The 19,619-nt window shown below is 70.4% G+C and carries 15 protein-coding genes; 7 read left to right on the top strand and 8 right to left on the bottom strand.

The genetic code is table 11. The features are described 5' to 3' along the window. The first annotated feature begins 51 nt into the window (after positions 1-51). On the top strand, positions 52-1,923 hold the full coding sequence (gene dnaK / locus ACIQU3_RS16095; RefSeq protein ID WP_403733789.1) for a molecular chaperone DnaK: 1,872 nt from the start codon (positions 52-54) through the stop codon (positions 1,921-1,923). A 142-nt stretch (positions 1,924-2,065) separates the two neighbouring features. On the opposite strand, the gene ACIQU3_RS16090 is transcribed toward dnaK, so the two are convergent. Then, positions 2,066-2,911 carry an NAD(P)H-binding protein gene (locus tag ACIQU3_RS16090; RefSeq protein ID WP_403733792.1) on the bottom strand — a complete coding sequence of 282 codons (846 nt, stop codon included), beginning with the start codon at positions 2,909-2,911 and terminating at the stop codon, positions 2,066-2,068. Between the two features lie 104 nt (positions 2,912-3,015). On the opposite strand from ACIQU3_RS16090, the gene ACIQU3_RS16085 reads away from it, so the two are divergent. Continuing rightward, positions 3,016-3,402, top strand: a complete 387-nt coding sequence (locus ACIQU3_RS16085) for a winged helix-turn-helix transcriptional regulator (protein WP_403925551.1) — start codon at positions 3,016-3,018, stop codon at positions 3,400-3,402. Here ACIQU3_RS16085 and ACIQU3_RS16080 read toward each other — a convergent pair. Next, positions 3,399-3,866: a molecular chaperone TorD family protein gene (locus tag ACIQU3_RS16080; RefSeq protein ID WP_366714704.1), complete on the bottom strand. Its 468-nt coding sequence runs from the start codon at positions 3,864-3,866 to the stop codon at positions 3,399-3,401. The two genes, ACIQU3_RS16085 and ACIQU3_RS16080, sit on opposite strands and share 4 nt — an antisense overlap. 134 nt (positions 3,867-4,000) lie before the next feature. Next, positions 4,001-4,864, bottom strand: a complete 864-nt coding sequence (locus ACIQU3_RS16075) for a helix-turn-helix domain-containing protein (protein WP_403733799.1) — start codon at positions 4,862-4,864, stop codon at positions 4,001-4,003. Positions 4,865-5,104: 240 nt separating this feature from the next. Between ACIQU3_RS16075 and ACIQU3_RS16070 the strand changes: the two genes are divergently transcribed. Then, positions 5,105-5,530 carry a hypothetical protein gene (locus ACIQU3_RS16070; protein ID WP_403733802.1) on the top strand — a complete coding sequence of 142 codons (426 nt, stop codon included), beginning with the start codon at positions 5,105-5,107 and terminating at the stop codon, positions 5,528-5,530. Here the strand turns inward: ACIQU3_RS16070 and ACIQU3_RS16065 are convergent. After that, positions 5,512-6,318 carry a helix-turn-helix domain-containing protein gene (locus ACIQU3_RS16065; protein WP_403733805.1) on the bottom strand — a complete coding sequence of 269 codons (807 nt, stop codon included), beginning with the start codon at positions 6,316-6,318 and terminating at the stop codon, positions 5,512-5,514. The genes ACIQU3_RS16070 and ACIQU3_RS16065 overlap by 19 nt on opposite strands. A gap of 127 nt (positions 6,319-6,445) precedes the next feature. Here ACIQU3_RS16065 and ACIQU3_RS16060 point away from each other — a divergent pair, with 127 nt between their 5' ends. Both ACIQU3_RS16060 and ACIQU3_RS16055 read left to right on the top strand, forming a co-directional pair. Next, positions 6,446-6,751 carry a 4a-hydroxytetrahydrobiopterin dehydratase gene (locus ACIQU3_RS16060; protein ID WP_403733808.1) on the top strand — a complete coding sequence of 102 codons (306 nt, stop codon included), beginning with the start codon at positions 6,446-6,448 and terminating at the stop codon, positions 6,749-6,751. A gap of 4 nt (positions 6,752-6,755) precedes the next feature. Beyond that, positions 6,756-7,499: a class I SAM-dependent methyltransferase gene (locus ACIQU3_RS16055; RefSeq protein ID WP_403733811.1), complete on the top strand. Its 744-nt coding sequence runs from the start codon at positions 6,756-6,758 to the stop codon at positions 7,497-7,499. On the opposite strand, the gene ACIQU3_RS16050 is transcribed toward ACIQU3_RS16055, so the two are convergent. Further along, positions 7,468-10,176 carry a cellulose binding domain-containing protein gene (locus ACIQU3_RS16050; RefSeq protein ID WP_403925548.1) on the bottom strand — a complete coding sequence of 903 codons (2,709 nt, stop codon included), beginning with the start codon at positions 10,174-10,176 and terminating at the stop codon, positions 7,468-7,470. The two genes, ACIQU3_RS16055 and ACIQU3_RS16050, sit on opposite strands and share 32 nt — an antisense overlap. 244 nt (positions 10,177-10,420) lie before the next feature. Next, positions 10,421-13,339: a glycoside hydrolase family 48 protein gene (locus tag ACIQU3_RS16045; protein WP_403925545.1), complete on the bottom strand. Its 2,919-nt coding sequence runs from the start codon at positions 13,337-13,339 to the stop codon at positions 10,421-10,423. 454 nt (positions 13,340-13,793) lie between these two features. Between ACIQU3_RS16045 and ACIQU3_RS16040 the strand changes: the two genes are divergently transcribed. Further along, positions 13,794-15,509, top strand: a complete 1,716-nt coding sequence (locus ACIQU3_RS16040) for a glycoside hydrolase family 6 protein (protein WP_403925542.1) — start codon at positions 13,794-13,796, stop codon at positions 15,507-15,509. Positions 15,510-15,639: 130 nt separating this feature from the next. Further along, entirely contained in the window at positions 15,640-16,539 is a 900-nt protein-coding gene (locus tag ACIQU3_RS16035; protein ID WP_403733821.1) for a methyltransferase, read from the top strand. Positions 16,540-16,684: 145 nt separating this feature from the next. Here the strand turns inward: ACIQU3_RS16035 and ACIQU3_RS16030 are convergent, their stop codons facing one another. Together ACIQU3_RS16030 and ACIQU3_RS16025 are read right to left on the bottom strand one after the other, a co-directional pair. Continuing rightward, positions 16,685-17,476, bottom strand: coding sequence for an aldo/keto reductase (locus ACIQU3_RS16030; protein WP_403734282.1), 792 nt, complete (start codon positions 17,474-17,476; stop codon positions 16,685-16,687). Between the two features lie 156 nt (positions 17,477-17,632). Beyond that, the gene (locus ACIQU3_RS16025) at positions 17,633-19,459 is read right to left on the bottom strand and encodes an AMP-dependent synthetase/ligase (protein ID WP_403925539.1); all 1,827 of its coding nucleotides are present in this window, start codon (positions 19,457-19,459) and stop codon (positions 17,633-17,635) included. Positions 19,460-19,619 lie beyond the last annotated feature (160 nt).

Raw genomic sequence — 19,619 nt, 5'->3', positions numbered from 1 at the left:
TTTTGTGCTGGAGTGTGGGACGGGTCGTCGCCCTGGCGGAAGGGGACAGCGATGGGACGAGCGGTCGGGATCGACCTCGGAACCACGAACTCGGTGGTCGCGGTGCTGGAGGGCGGTGAGCCCACCGTCATCGCCAACGCGGAGGGGGCCAGGACCACACCCTCGGTCGTGGCGTTCGCCAAGAACGGCGAGGTTCTCGTCGGAGAGGTGGCCAAGCGGCAGGCTGTGACGAACGTGGAGCGCACCGCCCGTTCGGTCAAGCGGTACATGGGCGACGCGCACTGGCGTTTCCCCGGCGAGGGCGACGTGGACGGCACCCGCTACCGGGCCCAGGAGCTGTCCGCGCGGGTGCTGCAGAAACTCAAGCGGGACGCCGAGTCCTACCTCGGCGAGGACGTCACCGACGCGGTGATCACCGTCCCCGCCTACTTCGACGACACCCAGCGGCAGGCCACCAAGGAGGCCGGTGAGATCGCGGGCCTGAAGGTCCTGCGCATCATCAACGAGCCGACGGCCGCGGCCCTCGCGTACGGCCTGGACAAGGAGAACGACCAGACGGTCCTCGTCTTCGACCTCGGCGGCGGCACCTTCGACGTGTCGCTGCTGGAGATGGGTGAGGGCGTCATCGAGGTGAAGGCCACCAACGGCGACACACACCTCGGCGGTGACGACTGGGACCAGCGGATCGTCGAGTACCTGATCAAGCGTTTCAAGGGCCAGTACGGCGTCGACCTCGCGGGCGACAAGATGGCGGTGCAGCGGCTGCGTGAGGGCGCCGAGCGGGCCAAGATCGAACTGTCCAGCTCGACGGAGACGACGATCAACCTGCCCTACATCACGGCCTCCGCCGAAGGGCCCCTGCATCTCGACGAGAAGCTGACCCGGGCCCAGTTCCAGGAGCTCACCGCGGATCTGCTGGACCGCTGCAAGGCGCCCTTCCACCAGGCGGTGAAGGACGCCGGTGTGCAGCTCTCGGCGATCGACCACGTCATCCTCGTCGGCGGTTCGACCCGGATGCCCGCGGTGACCGACCTGGTGAAGGAACTCACCGGCAAGGAGCCGCACAAGGGCGTCAACCCCGACGAGGTCGTGGCCGTCGGCGCGGCGCTCCAGGCGGGTGTCATCCGCGGCGACGTCAAGGACGTGCTGCTGCTCGACGTCACCCCGCTGTCCCTGGGCATCGAGACCAAGGGCGGCATCATGACGAAGCTCATCGAGCGCAACACGACCATCCCGACCCGGCGTTCGGAGATCTTCACGACGGCCGCCGACAACCAGCCCTCGGTCGGCATCCAGGTCTACCAGGGCGAGAGGGAGATCGCCGCGTACAACAAGAAGCTCGGTGTCTTCGATCTGACGGGCCTGCCGCCGGCACCGCGCGGTGTGCCGCAGATCGAGGTGGCGTTCGACATCGACGCCAACGGGATCATGCACGTCTCCGCGAAGGACATGGCGACCGGGCGCGAGCAGAAGATGACCGTGACCGGCGGTTCTGCCCTGCCCAAGGACGACATCGACCGCATGATGCGCGAGGCCGAGCAGTACGCCGAGGAGGACCGCACCCGCCGCGAGGCCGCCGAGACCCGCAACCAGGCCGAGCAACTCGTCTACCAGACCGAGAACTTCCTCCGCGAGAACGGCGACCGGGTCCCGGCCGACACGAAATCCGAGGTCGACTCGGCCGTCGCCGAGGTGAAGGAGCGACTGGAGCAGCAGGCGGACACCGCGGCCCTGCGTGCCGCCGCAGAGAAGCTCGCCTCCGTCAGCCAGAAGATGGGCCAGGCGATGTACGCCCAGGCGCAGCAGCCCCCCACGGAGGAGCCCTCCGCCACCTCACACGACGAGGAGGGCGTGGTGGACGCGGAGATCGTGGACGAGGAGAAGAACCCGCGAGACGAGAAGGGCGGCACCGCGCAGGGCTGAGCTGCTCATGGCGGCGGCCCTGGTGGAGCGCGGTGGTGTGGGTGGCACCGCGCGCGGCTGAGCTGCTCATGGCGGCGGCCCCCGGTGGGGTGCGGTGGTGTGGGTGGCACCGCGCGAGGCTGGTCCGCTCGCGGCGGGGGCCCTAGCGGAACGCGGCGGCGTTGCGGTGGGCCCAGTCCGTGAAGGTGCGGGGCGGGCGGCCCAGCACTCGCTCCACGTCGGGGCTGACGCGCTGCTCCGCGGGTGTGGGCTCGCCGAGGATGGCCAGGGTCGTCTCCACCACGGGCTCGGGCATGAACTGCAGCAGCTGCGCACGGGCCTCGTCACGGGTCTGCTCGACGAAGCGGACCGGTTCGCCGAGGGCCTCCGCCAGCGCCTCGGCGCGTTGCCGCGGAGTGCTCAGGACGGGCCCGGTCAGCTCGTGGACCTGCCCGGCGTGCCCCTCCTCCCGCAGTGCCGCCGCGGCGACCCCGGCGATGTCGTCGGGGTCGATCACGGGCAGGCCGATGTCACCGAAAGGCGCGGCGACGGTCCGCCGGGTGCGGACCGAGTCGGCCCAGGCGTAGGCGTTGGAGGCGAAACCGCCGGGGCGCAGGATCACCCAGTCCAGGCCCGACCGCCGCACGGCGTCCTCGATGGCCCGTCCGAAGCCCCCGTGGGAGACCGACTCCGGCCGGGTCGCCACCCCCTGGGAGGAGAGCAGTACGACGCGCCGCACTCCGCCGGCCCGGGCGGCGTCGAGGATCTGCCCGGGGTCGAGCAGGTGTGCGTCGGCCCCGCCGTTCTGCAGGAACAGCGCGTCGGCGCCGTCCAGCACGGGGCGGAGGCTGCCGACATCGGTCAGGTCGGCCGTGCGCGCCTGGACACCTTCCGGGACATCCGCGTCCGAGACCCTCCGCGAGGTCGCGGTCACCTTCTCGCCGGCCCCGGCGAGGGCCTGTACGAGGGATCGGCCCACGTTTCCGGTCGCACCGGTCACCACGATCATGAGCAACTCCTTTGCTATGCGGCCTGGTTGCCGATGTCGTGGACGCTAACACCGCCGGTATAGTAGGTACCTAGAGGAAAGTGACTATCCCCCAGGGGGTGCGCATGGCCGCAGACCCGACCGGGGCGGCGTCCGCCGCGACCGTGCCGGAACTCGCCTGCCCGATCAGCTCGGTCGTGGACATCGTGTTCAGCCGGTGGACCACACCCGTCCTGTGGACGCTCCACACCTACGGCCGCCAGCGCTTCGTCGAGCTGGAACGGCGCATCGGCACCATCACACCGAAGGTGCTGACCCAGCGCTTGAGGCAACTGGAGCGGGACGGCCTGGTCGTGCGCACGTACCACCCGGAGGTCCCGCCCAGGGTCGAGTACGAGATCAGCGAGCTCGGCCGCAGCCTCGCCCCGCTCTTCGCGCACCTCGCCGACTGGTCGGCCGCCCATCTGGAGCAGGTCGAGCAGGCCCGCCAGGCCTACGACGGCGAGAACTAGCGCCCCGTGGCCACCGGCGGCAGCGTCGCGCACACCGCGTCCAGGACCGTCGCGTACGGCGTGCCGAAGTCGGTGAGCTTCGACCGGAGCCGGTCCAGACCGTCCCGGTGCTCCGCCAGCAGCTCGGTGTCGCCCGTACGGGCCGCACACTCCAGGACCGCCGGCAGGAAGTCCGGCGGCTCCTCGCCGGTCGTCTCCAGCCCGTGTGCCCGGTACAGCTCCTCGGACGGCGCCGGGGCCGCCTCGCGCCAGGCGCTCAGATACAGGCTGTGGTCCTGCCCGGCCTCGAACACCTCCACGTAGTGCGCGGCCAGCTCCCGCGGCGGGGTGACGGCCGCGTGGTCGGCGAACTCCCGCAGCTGGGGGGCCGCTTCGCGCAACAGCGGCAGCCTCGCGCGGAAGTCGTCGTCGGGGTACATCAGGCACAGCGCGGCTGCCTGGTACAGCAGCTCGAATCCGGGCATCGGACCTCCTTCATGTGCGCTCGCCCGCCCGTCCCGTCATCCCGACGCTAGGGGCGGGCCGGGGAGCACACCTGCCGACGGCGCCCGTACGGGTCAGAACCCGTCCCGTGACGTCGAGCGCGGGGCCGTGGGGCTCAGTAGCGCTCGCGGTACTCCCGCAGCAGTTCCTCCGTGCGCTGCGCGGAGCCCGCCCGGGCCGTCATGTGGTCCAGCACCTCCAGATGCGCGGAGACCTCCTTGCGGGAGTCCAGGTACAGCGCGCCGGTCAGGTACTCGGTGAAGACCATGTCGGGCAGCTCCGGCTCGGCGAAGCGGAACAGCGAGAACGGCGCGTACGTCCCCGGGTGGGGGCCGTCCGCGAATTCCGCGATCTGCAGGGTGACCCGGTCGCGCTCGGCGTACTCCAGCAGCTTGTCCAGCTGGTCGCGCATCACCCTGCCGTCGACGCTCACCGGGCGGCACAGCACCGTCTCGTCCATGATGACCCACAGGTGCGGGGGGTTCGGCCGGTCCAGGAGCCGCTGCCGCTCCATGCGCAGCGAGACGTGCCGGTCCACGGCCGCGGGTCCGGCGTTCGCGATGGTGCCTGACTGGAGCACGGCCCGGGCGTACCCCTCGGTCTGCAGCAGCCCCGGCACGAAGTGCGGCTCGTACGACCGGATGATCCGGGCCGCACCCTCCAGGCTCACGTACAGGCTGAACCATTCCGGCAGCACGTCGTGGAACCGCTGCCACCAGCCCGGCCGGTTCGCCTCCTCGGCGAGGTCGACGAAGGCGGTGACCTCGTCCGCCGCCACCCCGTACGCCGTCAGCAGGATCTGCACGTACGGGATCTTCAGCGCGACGTCGGCGGTCTCCATGCGCCGGACCGTCGCCGGGGCGACCCGCAGCACCTTCGCGGCCTCGTCCCGACTGAGGCCCGCGGCCTCCCGCAGCTCCTGCAACCGCTTGCCCAGGACCACCTGGCCCACGGTGGGTGCGGCCCGCCGTTCACTCACGCCACGCCTCCCCAACGTGCCCAAGCCTGCGATCAGTCTGTCACGGCCGGTCGGCGGCGTGACAGGGCCCGGAGCGAGAAGATCGCCGGAGGTTTCAGGCGCGGGGCGGGCATGACCTCGCGGGTAATCGACCGGACGCCACCCGAAAGGGATCGTGGACGCACCGGGTCCCGGGGCGGCGCACTCCGCCCCGGCACCCGGCCCCAGCCGCCACCACGACCCGACGGAGGGTGATTCCCCATGTCCGCGATCCAGCTCGCCGCACTCGCCCGGACCTGTGAGCCGCAGTCGATGCTGCGCCGCTTCCTCGCCCTGGACGCCGTCGTGACCGGCGGCAACGCACTCGCCTACCTCGCGTTCCCCGGCCCGCTCGGACGATTCCTCGGCGTCGACGCCACGCTGCTCCTCGCCCTGGGCGCGTTTCTCGCGCTCTACGCGGCGGGCGTGGGCGTGCTGGCCGCCCGCAGGCAGCCGCCGGCAGTCGGCGTGCGGGCCGTCGTCGAGGGCAACCTCGCCTGGGCTGCGGTGAGCCTCGTGGTCCTGGCGCTGTGGCTCTCGCCCAGCACGCCGGGAGCGGTGTGGACGGTACTGCAGGCCCTGGCCGTGGCCGGCTTCGCCGTCCTCCAGCACGCCTCTTTGAAGGCCCGTCAGGAAAGCAGCGTCTGAAGGTACTTGGCCGTCGCCGGGTCCGCCGGGAGCAGCGTCTCGACGGCCAGCTCGGCGACCGTCACGTCCATCGGCGTGTTGAACGTGGAGATCGAGGAGATGAACGACAACGTCCGCCCGTCGTGCTCGATCCGCAGCGGCAGCGCGAAGTACGGAACCGGCTCCGAGGGCTCGTCCGCCGCATCCGCGTCGGGCACGGGGTACGCCGCCACCTCCTCGTACAGCGCCCGCAGCGGCTGCGAGCGGTGCAGCGCGATCTGCCGCTCCATCTGCTCCAGCAGATGCCCCCGCCAGGCGCGCAGATTGCGGATCCGCGGCGCGAGGCCCTCCGGGTGCAGGGCCAGCCGCATCGCGTTCAGCGGCGGCTCCAGCAGCGACTCGGCGACACCGTCGACCAGCGTCATGATCCCCCGGTTGGCCGCCACCACGTCGTACAGGGCGTCCACCACCAGGGCCGGGTACGGCTCGTAGCCGCCGATCAGCCGCTCGATGCCCTCCCGCAGCGCGCCCAGCGCCGGGTCGTCCAGCGGGGTCTCCGGGTAACGGGGGGCGTAACCGGCCGCCAGCAGCAGCGCGTTGCGCTCCCGCACCGGCACGTCCAGATGCTCGGCCAGCCGCAGCACCATCTCCTCGCTGGGCCGGGAGCGGCCGGTTTCGACGAAGCTGATGTGCCGGGCCGAGGAGTCCGCGCGCAGAGCCAGCTCCAGCTGGCTGACCCGCCGCTGCTCCCGCCAGGCCCGCAGCAGCGGGCCCACGCCCTGCTCGGCGGTGGACGGGTGAGTGGTCATGCCGGGACCGTAGTCGAGAACCGGTCGTCCCGGACAGGCACACCCTTCTGACCAGGGCTTCGGCGGCTCTGGTGTGGCAGGCTGAGAGGACACCGCAGACACCGCAGTCCGGGAAGGAGCGCAGTCCATGCCCGTCGAACCGCTGTCGCAGAAGGAGGTCGAGGACCGGCTGGCCGAGCTGCCGGGCTGGTCGCTCGACCAGGACCGCCTCGTCCGCTCGTACCGGCTCGGCTCGCACTTCTCGGCGACGGCGATGGTCGTGCACATCGCCCAGGTCCAGGAGGAACTGAACCACCACTCCGACCTCACGCTCGGCTACAACACCGTCTCCCTGGCCGTGCACACGCACAGCGCGGGCGGCGCCGTCACCGAGAAGGACTTCGAGCTCGCCCGCAAGGTGGAGGACCTCGCCCCCGGGCACGGGGCACACTGACCGGGTGCTCGACTACGACAAGGAAGCGGAGCGGTACGACGCCTCGCGCGGCGGCGAGCCCCGGGCGGCCGCCGCCGCACGGGCCGTGCTGGGCCTCGTGCCGCCGGACACGCGCAGTCTGCTCGACGTCGCCTGCGGCACCGGCATCGTGACCCGCCGGCTCGCCGCCGCCCGCGACCACATGAAGGTGACCGGCGTCGACCTCGCCGCGGCGATGGCCCGGCAGGCCTCCACCCGGCTCCCCGGTGCCGTCGTACGCGCCGACAGCCGCCGGCTGCCCTTCCGGGACGGGCAGTTCGACGCCGTGTGCAGCGTGTGGCTGCTGCACCTGGCCGCCGGGCCCGCCGAGGTGCGGGCCATCGTCGGCGAGTGCGCCCGGGTCCTGCGTCCCGGCGGCGTCTACGTCACCACGGTCGACAAGGCCGCCTCGCACAACGTGGGCAGTGACATCGATGTCGTCCTGTCCTCCCGGCCGCCCGGCCCGGTCCGGGACGCGGCGGCGGACGTCGAGTCCTGTGCCGCCGCCCACGGTCTGGTCCCGGCCGGGCAGGCTCGTTTCACCGGTCACGGCCAGGGGCGCAGCCCCCGCCGCACGATCGCCGACCTGCGCAGGGGCTGGTTCGTCACGCTGCCGCCGGGCCACCCGCTCGCCGACGCGTTCGCCGCCCGCCTCGCCCTGCTCCCCGACCAGGACCGGCCACGCCCCGACCCGGTGTTCAGCCTGCGGGCGTTCCGGAAGGCCGGGTGACCTCCATGATCCAGTTCGTGACGGCCCGCTGGGCGATCGCGCAGGTCTGCTCACCCAGCTTGAACGCGGCTGGTTTCGGGTTCGTGTCCGACCGGCTCGCGGTGAACCCGAAGCTCACCAACGACCCCGCCGCCACGTTCGCGTTCCAGGTGACGTTCTTCGCCGTCACCGTCGAGCCCGCCTGTGCCGCCTCGGCGTTCCAGGCCTGGGTCAGCTTCTGGCCGTCGGTGAAGGTCCAGCCGAGGGACCAGCCGTTCCAGGCGCTCGTACCGGTGTTGGTGAGCTGGACGTCCGCCTGGAAGCCGTCCTGCCACTGGCTGGTGACCTTGTACGTCACCTTGCAGGTGCCGGTCGGCGTCGGGTCCGGACCCGGATCCGACGGGCCGCCGCCCGCGCTGTCGCCGTAGACGACGCCCCGGCCGTTCGTGGAGACGTAGACACGGCCGTACACCCGCGGGTCGCCGGTGATCGCCGCGCCCGTCCAGCCCCACTGATGGGCGTCGTCGTTGATACGCGTCCAGCTCGCGCCCTTGTCCGTGGAGCGGAAGAGGCCCCGCACTCCGCCGATCTTCGCGCTGGTGTAGAGGGTCTGGTAGGAGGCGCCGGGGGCGGACTTGCCGAAGCCGATGGTGTCGGCCTGCTCGACGTTCGGGAGCTTGGTGAAGGTGGTCCCGCCGTCCGTGGAGTGCCACAGCCCGTACGCGCCGTCCGTGGCGCCGCCCGCCAGCCACACGTCGCCCTTTCCGCCGGGCAGTGCCTTGAAGCGGACGCTGTCGCCGCTCGGCAGCCCCGTGGCGGGGGAGGCCCTGAAGGTCGCTCCGCCGTCCGTACTCACATAGAACCTCCCGGACTTGAAGCCGTAGAAGGTCTTCGCATCGACGCGGTCCGATTCGACGACCGCCCCGGCCGGGATCCCCGCGGAGGCCTGCCACGACGTACCGAAACCCGTCGCGTGGTGGACACCGGCGCCCTCGGGGCTCCACACGAACCGGCTGCCGTCGGCCGCCGCCGCGACGGTGCCGCCGCCGCTCACGCCCGAAGGGTCGCTCCCTGCGAACCAGTTGGCCCCGTTGTCCGTCGAGAACGCGATGTGCGGGCCCGAGTCCAGATTTCCCGCCCGCACCACCGTGTTCGGGTTCGACTCGGCGAAGTCGAGGCTCGTGGTCGTCGTGAAGTTCGGCTGGGTGAACATCATCGACGGCACCTTCGTCAGGTCCGTGTGCCGGAAGCCGCCGATGTCACCGAGCGCGCTGAGCAGCGGGGCGCCGGACGGGGGCGAGGCGAGGTCGTTGACCGCGGTCTCCTCCAGGCCCCGCACCATCGGCCTGATGGCGAACTTGCCTCCGCCGTCCCAGGTCGTGAGGTTCTCCGTGCCGTAGATCGTGGCGCCGGTGCCGTACATCATGCGGTCGGAGTCGAACGGGTCGATCTCCATTGCCTCGGTCATCCAGCCCAGCTTCGGCGTCTGCTCGGGCGGTTGCGGGTTCGCGCCCCAGGTCAGCCACGGCGAGGACGAGACGTCCATCGTGTAGCGGTTCTCGCGGTTCGGGTACGACGTGTAGTCCCACGCCTTGCTCCAGGTCCCGCCGCTGTCCGTGGAGCGGAAGATCTGCGTGTCCGGCCACCAAGCGCTGTACGCGGTCGCCATGACCGTGCCCGGCTTCTGCCGGTCCACGGTCAGGCCGCTGAAACCGTAGAAGGTGTCCGCCTCCGCCACCGGGCTGATGTCCTTCCAGGTCCCCGTGCCCGTCGCGTACCGCCACAGCCGTCCCTTGCCACCGTCGTACGGCCCGCCCTTGTCGCTGTAGGCGAGGTAGAGGTAGCCGTTCTTCGCGTCCAGGACACCCTTGTGGGCCAGGTGGCCGGTGGGCTGCCCGGCCAGCCGCTGCCAGGTCGCGCCCGCGTCCGTCGACCGGTACACCGCGTTGTCCTTGTCGGCGACCCCGACGTAGATCGTCTTCGTGGCACTCCCGGCCGTGCCCGTGGACTCGTCGAAGGTCACCCAGACGATGCCCTGGTTGTCGGAGGCGTAGCCGCTGGTGTCGCTCGGGTCCTGGGCGTAGTTGCCGACGTTCGGGAAGTTCGCGACCTGCGACCAGCCGGCGCCCGAGTCCGTCGACCGCCACAGCCCCTTGCCGCTGGGCGCGCCCAGGTACAGCACGCTGTTGCGGTTCGGGTCGATCGCCAGCCGCTCGCCCATGCCCCGCCCCGGCATGTTGCCGCCGAGCTTGAACGGCAGGTCGGCCTTCCGCCAGCTCGCGCCCCGGTCGGAGGAGCGCATGACCGCGCCGTTCCTCGGGTCCCAGCCGTTCGTGTACGTCCCGACCGCCGCGTACACCCGGTCCGGGTCGACGGAGTCGGACGCGATGCTGACCACGCCCGTGTGTCCCCAGCCGTCCCACCCGACCGAGTCCAGCAGCGGCGCCCAGGTCTTGGAGGACTCCTGCCAGCGGTAGGCACCGCCGATGTCCGTACGGGCGTAGGCCAGGTTCTGCTCGGAACGGTTGAAGACGATGCCGGGAACGAATCCGCCCCCGTCGATCCGGGCGTTCTTCCAGGTGTAGGTGTCGGCGGCGAGCTTCGTGGAGGGTGGATCGGCGGCCAGGGCGGTGGGGGCGCCCGACAGCAGCCCGGCAGCCAGCGCCAGCACGGCCGTGAGGATACGGGTTCTTCGCACGGTGGGGGTCCTTCCGAGAGGGGGAACATGCGACGACCGGGCGGCCCCCAGTGCGAGTGGGGACCGCCCGGCCGTGGATGGCCCCGCGTCAGGTGCAGGGCCAGGCACGCGGAGCTTCGGACGCACCTGTTTGTGTCGTGGGGGCGCGGTGCCGCATCGATATGCGGCTCCGCCGCGTGAGCGCGACCAGCCACATACGGCCCGCAGATCACAACCGCTCCACCCGCGGAGCGCCCGGCGGGGACTACTCGAGAAGCTCCGCGTACGAGCCCATGGCCAGGGCGATGTCCGCCTGGGCCCAGAACCGGTGGTACGTGAACGACGGCACCGCACCGCCCGCGAGATAGCTCTCGATCTTCGACCAGGCCGGGTCGTCCTCGTAGAAGGACCGGATCGACTCGAACGTCGACGACGAGTTGATCGCGTCACCGTTCGGCATCGTCCCCGTCCAGCCGCCCGGGATGTACACCCGGTCGTCGAACCGGTTGTAGTCGGCCCGGCTCTCCGGAACCGCGACGCCGAGGGCGTCCTGGTGGTTGGCCCACATGCCGTCCAGCAGCTTCTTCGCCGCCGCCGCGGCTTCCGTGTCGCCGGAGCGGTCCGCGTAGTAGGTCAGGGTCTTGGCGTACGCGGCCGCGACGCCGACGTCATCGGTGTAGTCGGCGACGGTGACGTGCAGGCCACTGTTGGAGCCCGGACTTGAGGCGTTCCAGGTGTCGGGCTGGCCCGACCACTGCAGCGTCGACGGGATGCGGAAGGTGCCGTCCGGGTTGAACGTGGTCTTGGACAGCGCCCAGTCGACCCACTTGTCGAGGACCGTCTTGGCCCGCGCGTTACCCGTCTGCTGGTACAGCTCGGCGACGCGCTCCATGGACCACGCCTGGAAGCCGAACCACTGGTTGGACGGCGGGTCGTGGTACACGGGCTTCTCGTCGTAGTACATGCCGTAGAACGTCGACTTGCCCGAAGGCGGGGTCGCGTACCGGCCCGCCCAGCTGTTGGTCGCGCCGCCCGCGATGGCGCCCTCGTCCGACTGGAGCCAGCGGTAGAACTCCAGCTGCCGGTCCATGGACTTGGCCCAGTCCGCCGCGCCCGTCGCCGACTTCGGCTTCAGCGGTGCGTAGTTGGCGAGCGCGTAGGCGGCCAGGGGGTTCTGGTAGCCGCCGTGGGCGTGGCTGGAGCCGATGCGCCAGGACCACCCGGCGCTCGTGTCGGTGGCGCCGCCCCAGGCGTAGTACCAGGACATCAGGTAGAACGAGGCGTCCTTGCCGGTGCCCGCAGGACAGGCCGCGGGACCGACGCAGTTGCCGACCTTCTTGAAGTACTTGTCGTACATGGAGTAGCGCAGGTAGTCGCCCATCTTGGCGGCCTTGCCGACCGTCGCGGAGACGGCGGAGCCCTTGCCCTGCTCCTTCGCCCACAGGTCGGCCCAGTAAGCGGCCTGCACGGCCCGCGCGTCGGCGTCCGGCGCGTTGGTGAACTTCCACTGCTTGGCGTAGGAGGCGTCACCGGTGAACAGGTCCAGATAGCCGTTCCTGCCGCCGTACTTGAAGGCGTCGCAGGTCGGCTGCGGCACCGTCTCCCACACCGACTCCTGCGGGCCGCGCTGGAAGGTGTTGATGTACGACGGGCCGGTGTCCGACGGACCCGCCTCGCACTTGCCGGGCGCGTTGCCGTAGCCGTAGACGTTGTCGACGTCCTGGAGCCAGTGCATGCCGTAGACGTCGTCCGTGCCGTACGCGCTCTTCAGCTCGGCGGCGATCGGGTCGCGGCCGACCGAGACACCGGTGTCGAGCTTGGCCGGGTACTCGTTCGGCGTGTCCAGCTCGGGCGCGTAGGTGGCCGGCTTGGCGGAGTTGTAGAAGGAGGTGGTCGGCTGGTCGGCGTGGGTGGGGATCATGTACTTCTCCATGAGGTCCCACGCGCCGTTGAACTTCGACCAGTCTCCCGTCACCTTGCCGTACATGGCCTGGAGCCACAGGAGGTAGCTGTACGCCTCCGAAGTGGTCTCGTGGCCGTGGTCCGGCGCCTCGACGATCAGCGTCTCGACCGAGTGGTAGGGGATGCCCTCGGGGGAGAAGTAGCCGTTCGCCGGGTTGGTGATCTTCCCGTAGAGCTCCAGGAAACGGGCGTCGTAGACCTTTGCCGCGGCCAGCTGGGTGACGGTGACCGAGGCCTTGGCGTGGCCCGCCGCCGTCGACTCGAACACGGCCGTTCCGGTACCCGAGCTCGCCGCGGTGACGGTCACCTTCTGCGCGGTGTTCCAGTTCTGCGGCGTGAAGGTGAGCGAGGCGCCGGCCGAGACCGACAGGCCCGAGTTGCCGCTCGCGCGAGCCGACGCCACCGTCACGTCGGAGGTGGGCTGCTTGGACAGCTTCACCTCGTAGGTGCCCGACTTGCCGGACTGGACGCCCAGTTGGAGCGGTGAGGCGACGACGGCCGGGCCGGAGGAGACGGTGATGCCGACCGGAGTGGAGTCGGCGGCGGCGCCCATGCTGTCGTACGCCTTCGCCACCAGCGAGTGACCGCCCACGGCCAGGTCGGAGACGGACAGCGCGTAGGGCGCGCTCGTGTCCGTGCCGAGCAGCTTGGTGTCGTCGTAGAACTCCACCTTGCTGATCGTGGCGTTGTCCGCGGCGGCGGCGGTGGCCGCCAGCGGTACCGCCTGTCCCTGGGTGTAGACGGCGCCGGCGCTCGGGCTGGTCAGCACGGTGATCGGCGGCTGGTGTGCGCCGGTGCAGGGCGTGCCGTTGACCGAGAAGGACGTGGGCGCGGTGTTGGAGCCACTGTAGGAGAACTGGGCACCGGTGGAGACGGCGGCGCCCGCGGCGACCCGCGCGTTGTGGGAGGCGTTCTTCACGGTGATGTTCTGGCCGGACTGCGACCAGGTGCCGTTCCAGCCGTTACCCAGCTTCTGGTTGCCGGAGTAGGCGTAGGCCAGCGTCCATCCGTCGATGACGTCCGTGCCGCGGTTGGTGAGGGTCAGGTCCACCGTGAAACCGGAGCCCCAGTCGTTCGTCTTGTAGTCGACACTGCACTGAAGTGCCGCCGCCTGCGCGGGAGTCGATCCTGAGGAGAGCATCGTCAACGGAAGAGTGAGAGCGGCGAGCGCGGCGGTCCACAGACGCCGCGCGGCTCTCCGCCTCCGGGGTGGGGGATGCATGGTGCTGGTTCCTCCTTGCGGCTCGGAGAAGTCAAGGCTTGAACCAGTGGGAGCGCTCCCATAGTGCGGATACGTCAGGTACCGGTCAAGGTCTTCGAAGAGTCGAAAAGATTCGACCCGCCGCCTTGAGCAAAAGTCAGCAACTCCCCTGTTCTTTAACGTCACTTGCCGCTACCTTCCTTGACACCAGTGGGAGCGGTTCCATCAGTCGACGCGTCCGTTACGGCGCGCCCGACCTGCAAGGAGTCGCTCATGCGACACCCCCCGCGTTCAGTACTTTGAGCCGCCGCCGGCGTGTGAGTCAGCCGCGCGCGGCGGACGGTCGCCGCCCTCAGCAGGCCGCATACGGCGCCGCATCGGCCCCGGCATGCCTGTGAAGACCTCACCGCACCTCTGAACCCCCCACGGAACCGCGGACATCGCAAGGAACCCAACGGAAGAGGGACCCCCACTCATGAGCCGTACGAGAACCGCGTTACTGGCCGCCATGGCTCTGGTCGCAGGCGCGACCGGCACCGCCTTCGCCGTCGACCCGGGCGGCACCGGCACCACCGCCGTCCCCTGCACCGTCGACTACAAGATCCAGAACCAGTGGAGCACCGGCTTCACCGCCGCCGTGACCCTCACCAACAACAGCGCGGCCAAGTCGTCGTGGTCGCTGAAGTGGTCGTACGCCGGGAACCAGAAGGTGACCAGCGGCTGGAACGCCAAGATCAGCCAGAGCGGTGCCGCCGTCACCGCCGCCAACGAGACGTACAACGGGCAGCTGGCGACCGGCGGCTCGGTCAGCTTCGGCTTCCAGGGCAGCTACAGCGGCGGCAACGAGATCCCGGCAACCTTCACCCTCGACGGCGTGACCTGCAACGTGGACGGCGGCGGCGGCCCCACGGACCCGCCGGACCCGGGCGGACCGTCCACCCGCGTGAACAACCCCTACGAGGGCGCGAAGGTCTACGTGAACCCTGAGTGGTCCGCGAACGCCGCGGCCGAGCCGGGCGGCAGCCGGGTCGCCGATCAGCCGACCGGTGTGTGGCTGGACCGCATCGCCGCGATCAACGGCGCCGGCGGAAAGATGGGCCTGCGCGATCATCTCGACGAGGCGCTGCGCCAGAAGGGCTCCGGCGAGCTCGTCGTCCAGTTCGTCATCTACAACCTGCCCGGCCGGGACTGCTCCGCCCTCGCCTCCAACGGCGAGCTGAAGGCCGACGAGATCGGCCGCTACAAGACGGAGTACATCGACCCGATCAAGGCGATCCTCGCCGACCCGAAGTACGCCTCGCTGCGGATCGTCACCACGGTCGAGATCGACTCGCTGCCGAACCTCGTCACCAACACCGGAAGCCGCCCGACGGCCGTCCCGCAGTGCGACGTGATGAAGGCCAACGGCAACTACGTCAAGGGCGTCGGCTACGCGCTCAACAAGCTCGGCGACGTGCCCAACGTCTACAACTACGTCGACGCCGGCCACCACGGCTGGATCGGCTGGGACGACAACTTCGGTGCTTCCGCCACCATCATGAAGGAGGCGGCGACCGCCGAGGGCGCCACCGTCGGCGACGTCCACGGCTTCATCACCAACACGGCGAACTACAGCGCCCTGAAGGAGAACAACTTCACCATCTCCGACAACGTGGCCGGCAAGTCCGTCCGTGAGTCGAAGTGGGTCGACTGGAACCGTTACACCGACGAGCTGTCCTTCGCCCAGGCCTTCCGCAACCAGCTCGTCTCGATCGGCTTCCCCTCCGGGATCGGCATGCTGATCGACACCTCCCGCAACGGCTGGGGCGGCACCGCCCGGCCCGCCGGACCGGGCCCGCAGACCTCCGTGGACGCCTATGTCGACGGCGGCCGTTACGACCGCCGCATCCACCTGGGCAACTGGTGCAACCAGTCCGGAGCCGGTCTCGGCGAGCGCCCGAAGGCCGCCCCGGCCGCGGGGATCGACGCATACGTGTGGATGAAGCCGCCGGGCGAGTCCGACGGGTCGAGCAAGGCCGTCCCGAACGACGAGGGCAAGGGCTTCGACCGCATGTGCGACCCGACCTACACGGGCAACCCGCGGAACAACAACAACATGTCCGGCGCCCTGGCGGACGCGCCGGTGTCCGGGCACTGGTTCTCCGCGCAGTTCCGGCAACTGATGCAGAACGCGTACCCGCCGCTGTCCTGACCGGTGGGCGGTGAACCGCTGATCCGCCGGGGCCGCGGCCCCGGCGGATTTTGCGGGACCGGCAACAGCACTGGCCCGCGTCCGGTGCGTCGGCGCACGCTGACCGCATCCGAGCGAGAGGCTGACCACCATGACGCACGACCACGACCACGACCACCGGCAGGGCCATGCCCACCACCACGACCACACCGACATCGACTGGGCGGCGATGGCCCCGATGCTGGAGTCCGAGGCGGAGCTGTTCACGTCGATGTATGAGCGGGTCCTGGCCTGGCTGGCGAAGGAGGTGACCGAACCAGGCCTGATCGTCGACGCGGGCAGTGGGCCCGGCGTCGTGTCGTGCCTGTTCGCCGAGACGTTCCCGGGCGCCCGGATCGTGGCCGTGGACGGCTCGGAGCCGCTGCTGGAGCGGGCCCGGGCACGGGCGGAGCGTCAGGGGGTGGCGGACCGCTTCGGCACGGTCGCCGGAGAACTGCCGGACGTACTCGACGAGTTGGACTATCCGGCCGATCTGCTGTGGGCGAGCCGCACCCTGCACCATCTCGGTGACCAGCGGGCCGGGCTCGCCGCGTTCGCGGCGCGGCTCGCGCCCGGCGGCACCCTGGCCCTCATGGAGGGCGGGCTGCCCGCACGGTTCCTGCCCCGCGACATCGGCATCGGCCGCCCCGGCCTCCAGGCGCGCATGGACGCGCTGGAGGAGGAGTGGTTCACGAAGATGCGGCAGGACCTCCAGGGCCATGTCGCCGAGCCGGAGAACTGGCCCGCCCTGCTGTCCGCGGCGGGCCTGAAGCACACCCGGACGCACAGCTTCCTGCTGGACCTTCCCGCCCCTGCCCCGGACCGCGCCCGCGCGCACGTCGTCGACCGCCTGACCCGCTTCCGCGACACCCTCGCGGAGGGCCTCGACCAGGACGACCGCGCCACCCTGGACCGTCTCCTCGACCCCGGCGACGCGGCGAGCCTGCACCGCCGCCAGGACGTGTTCGTGCTGGCGGCCCACACCGTGCACACGGCGGTCCGGCCCGCGTAGCCCCGCGATCGTCGACTTCGAGGCCGGTCTGAGACGGGAGAACGGCAGCGCCCCGGCCCGGGCCCCGCGAAGGGGCTCCGGGCCGGGGCGCTGCCGGTGGTCCGGCCCGGTGCGAGGTTCCGGACCCGGGCGCCGCCGGTACGGCTCAGGCGCCGTTGAACTCCGCCGGGTCCGGGCCGATGCGCCGGTCCTCGTTCAGGGCGCTGATGGCCGCCAGGTCCTCGTCGTCGAGGCTGAAGTCGAAGACGTCGATGTTCTCCTTGATCCGCGACGGCGTCACGGACTTAGGGATCACCACGTTGCCCAGCTGGATGTGCCAGCGCAGCACGACCTGTGCGGGGGTGCGGTCGTGCTTGCGGGCGATGGCGACGATCGCCGGGACCTCCAGCAGGCCCTTGCCCTGGCCCAGCGGCGACCAGGCCTCCGTGGCGATGCCCTGCGCCGCGTGGTACTCGCGTGAGGTGCCCTGCTGCAGGTGCGGGTGCAGCTCGATCTGGTTCACCGCCGGGACGACCGACGTCTCGCCGATCAGCTTCTCCAGGTGCTCGGGAAGGAAGTTGGAGACACCGATGGCCCGGATCCGGCCGTCGGCGTGCAGCTTCTCGAACGCCTTGTACGTGTCGACGAACAGACCCCGCTCCGGGGTGGGCCAGTGGATCAGGTAAAGATCGACGAAGTCCAGGCCGAGCTTCTCCAGCGACGTGTCGAAGGCGCGCAGCGTGGAGTCGTACCCCTGGTCGGCGTTCCAGAGCTTCGTGGTGACGAAGAGCTCCTCGCGGGGCAGGCCGGAGGCGGCGATGGCCTTGCCGGTGCCCTCCTCGTTGCCGTAGATCGCCGCGGTGTCGATGCTGCGGTACCCGGCCTCCAGTGCCGTCGCGACGGCCGTCTCGGCCTCGTCGTCCGGCACCTGCCAGACGCCGAAGCCCAGCTGGGGCATCTCGACGCCGTTGTTCAGGATGATCGGGGGGACCTTGCTCACGAGCTCTCGATCCTTAGGTAAGTGGTCAGTGTGCTCCCATCGTCAACGATCACGGGCGGTGATGCATTCCTGACGGGAGAAATCCGAAGCCACACCTGCCCCGCGGAGCGGAGGTCACGCCCGGTAGAGCGCCTCGACCTCGTTCTCGTACGCCTTCTCGATCGCCTTGCGCTTCAGCTTCAGCGACGGGGTCAGCAGCCCGTGCTCCTCGGTGAACGGCTGGGCGAGTATGCGGAAGGTGCGGATCGACTCGGCCTGCGAGACGAGGGTGTTGGCGGCGACCACCGCGCGGCGCACCTCCGTCTCCAGATCCGCGTCGCGCACCAGCTCCGCCGGGGACATCTGCGGCTTGGCCCGCATGGCCAGCCAGTGCTCCACAGCCTCCTGGTCGAGGGTGACCAGGGCGGCGATGTACGGGCGGTCGTTGCCGACGACGATGCACTGGTTGACCAGCGGATGGTCCCGGACGCGTTCCTCCAGCACACCGGGTGAAACGCTCTTGCCGCCGGACGTGACCAGGATCTCCTTCTTGCGGCCGGTGATGGTGAGGAAGCCGTCCTCGTCGAGTGTGCCGAGGTCGCCGGTGGCGAGCCAGCCGTCGTGCAGGGTCGCGTCGGTGGCCTTCTGGTTGTTGAGGTACCCCTGGAAGACGTTCTCCCCGTGCAGCCAGATCTCGCCGTCGTCCGCGATGTGCACGGTCATGCCGGGGATGGGCTGCCCCACCGTGCCGAAGCGGGTGCGCCCGGGCGGGTTGGCGGTCGCGGCCGCCGTGGACTCCGTCAGGCCGTAACCCTCGTAGATGTGCACGCCTGCCCCGGCGAAGAACAGCCCGAGTCGGCGGTCCATCGCCGAGCCGCCGGACATGGCGTGCTTGATGCGGCCGCCCATCGCGGCGCGGATCTTGGTGTAGACGAGCTTGTCGAACAGCTGGTGCTGCATGCGCAGGCCCGCCGTCGGGCCGGGGCCGATGCCCCAGGCCTTGGCCTCCATCGCGTCGGCGTACTTGATCGCGATGTCGACGGCCTTCTCGAAGGGACCGGAGCGGCCCTCCTTCTCGGCCTTGCGGCGGGCCGCGTTGAACACCTTCTCGAAGATGTAGGGCACGGCCAGGAAGAACGTCGGCTTGAACGCGGCCAGGTCCGGCAGCAGGGCCGCCGCGTTCAGCTGCGGCTGATGGCCGAACTTCACCTTGCCGCGGATCCCGGCGACCTGGACCATCCGCCCGAAGACGTGCGCGAGCGGCAGGAACAGCAGGGTCGCCGCCTCGTCGCCGCGCCGGGAGTGGAAGACCGGCTCCCAGCGCTCGATGACGGTGTCCGCCTCGTACATGAAGTTGCCGTGCGTGATGACGCAGCCCTTGGGGCGTCCGGTGGTGCCCGAGGTGTAGATGATCGTGGCGACCGAGTCGGGTGTGACGGCCTGCCGGTGGCGGTGCACCACCTCGTCGTCGAGGTGCGCGCCCGCGTCGTACAGCTCGTGCACGGCGCCGGAGTCCAGCTGCCAGAGCCGGCGCAGCTGAGGGAGCCGGTCGATGACGGTGGCGATGGTCATCGCGTGGTCCTCGTGCTCCACGACCGCGGCCGTCACCTCGGCGTCGTAGAGCATCCAGAAGCACTGCTCGGCCGAGGACGTCGGGTAGACCGGCACCACCTGGGCACCGATCGTCCACAGCGCGTAGTCGAAGAGGGTCCACTCGTAGCGGGTACGGGACATGATCGCGACCCGGTCGCCGAACCGGATACCGCTCGCGAGCAGGCCCTTGGCCAGCGCGAGCACCTCGTCACGGAACTCGGCGCTGGTGACGTCCCGCCACTGACCGGAGTCGTCCTTGCGACCCAGCGCGATGTGCAGAGGGTCTTCCTGGGCATGCTCGAAGACCACGTCGGCCAGACCACCCACCGGAGGTGCCAACGCCAACGGAGGGTTGGTGAACTCGCGCAAACCCCGCTCCCCGCTCCTCAGCGCTTCAGTCGAGTGACGCCCCGCACAGCGCCGTGAAAGCTACCCCACCCGGGCAGGGGGCGGGAGGGGGTGCGAAGAGGAGCAGCGCTTTTGTATGCGCTGGTCAGCCAGGGAAAAAGCGCTCACATGGGGAAGGGTC

The sequence above is a fragment of the Streptomyces sp. NPDC101110 genome (genome assembly GCF_044759525.1).
Lineage (GTDB): Bacteria > Actinomycetota > Actinomycetes > Streptomycetales > Streptomycetaceae > Streptomyces.
Note: the sequence above shows the minus strand (reverse complement) of the source record. Positions and strands in the feature narration are given on the sequence as shown.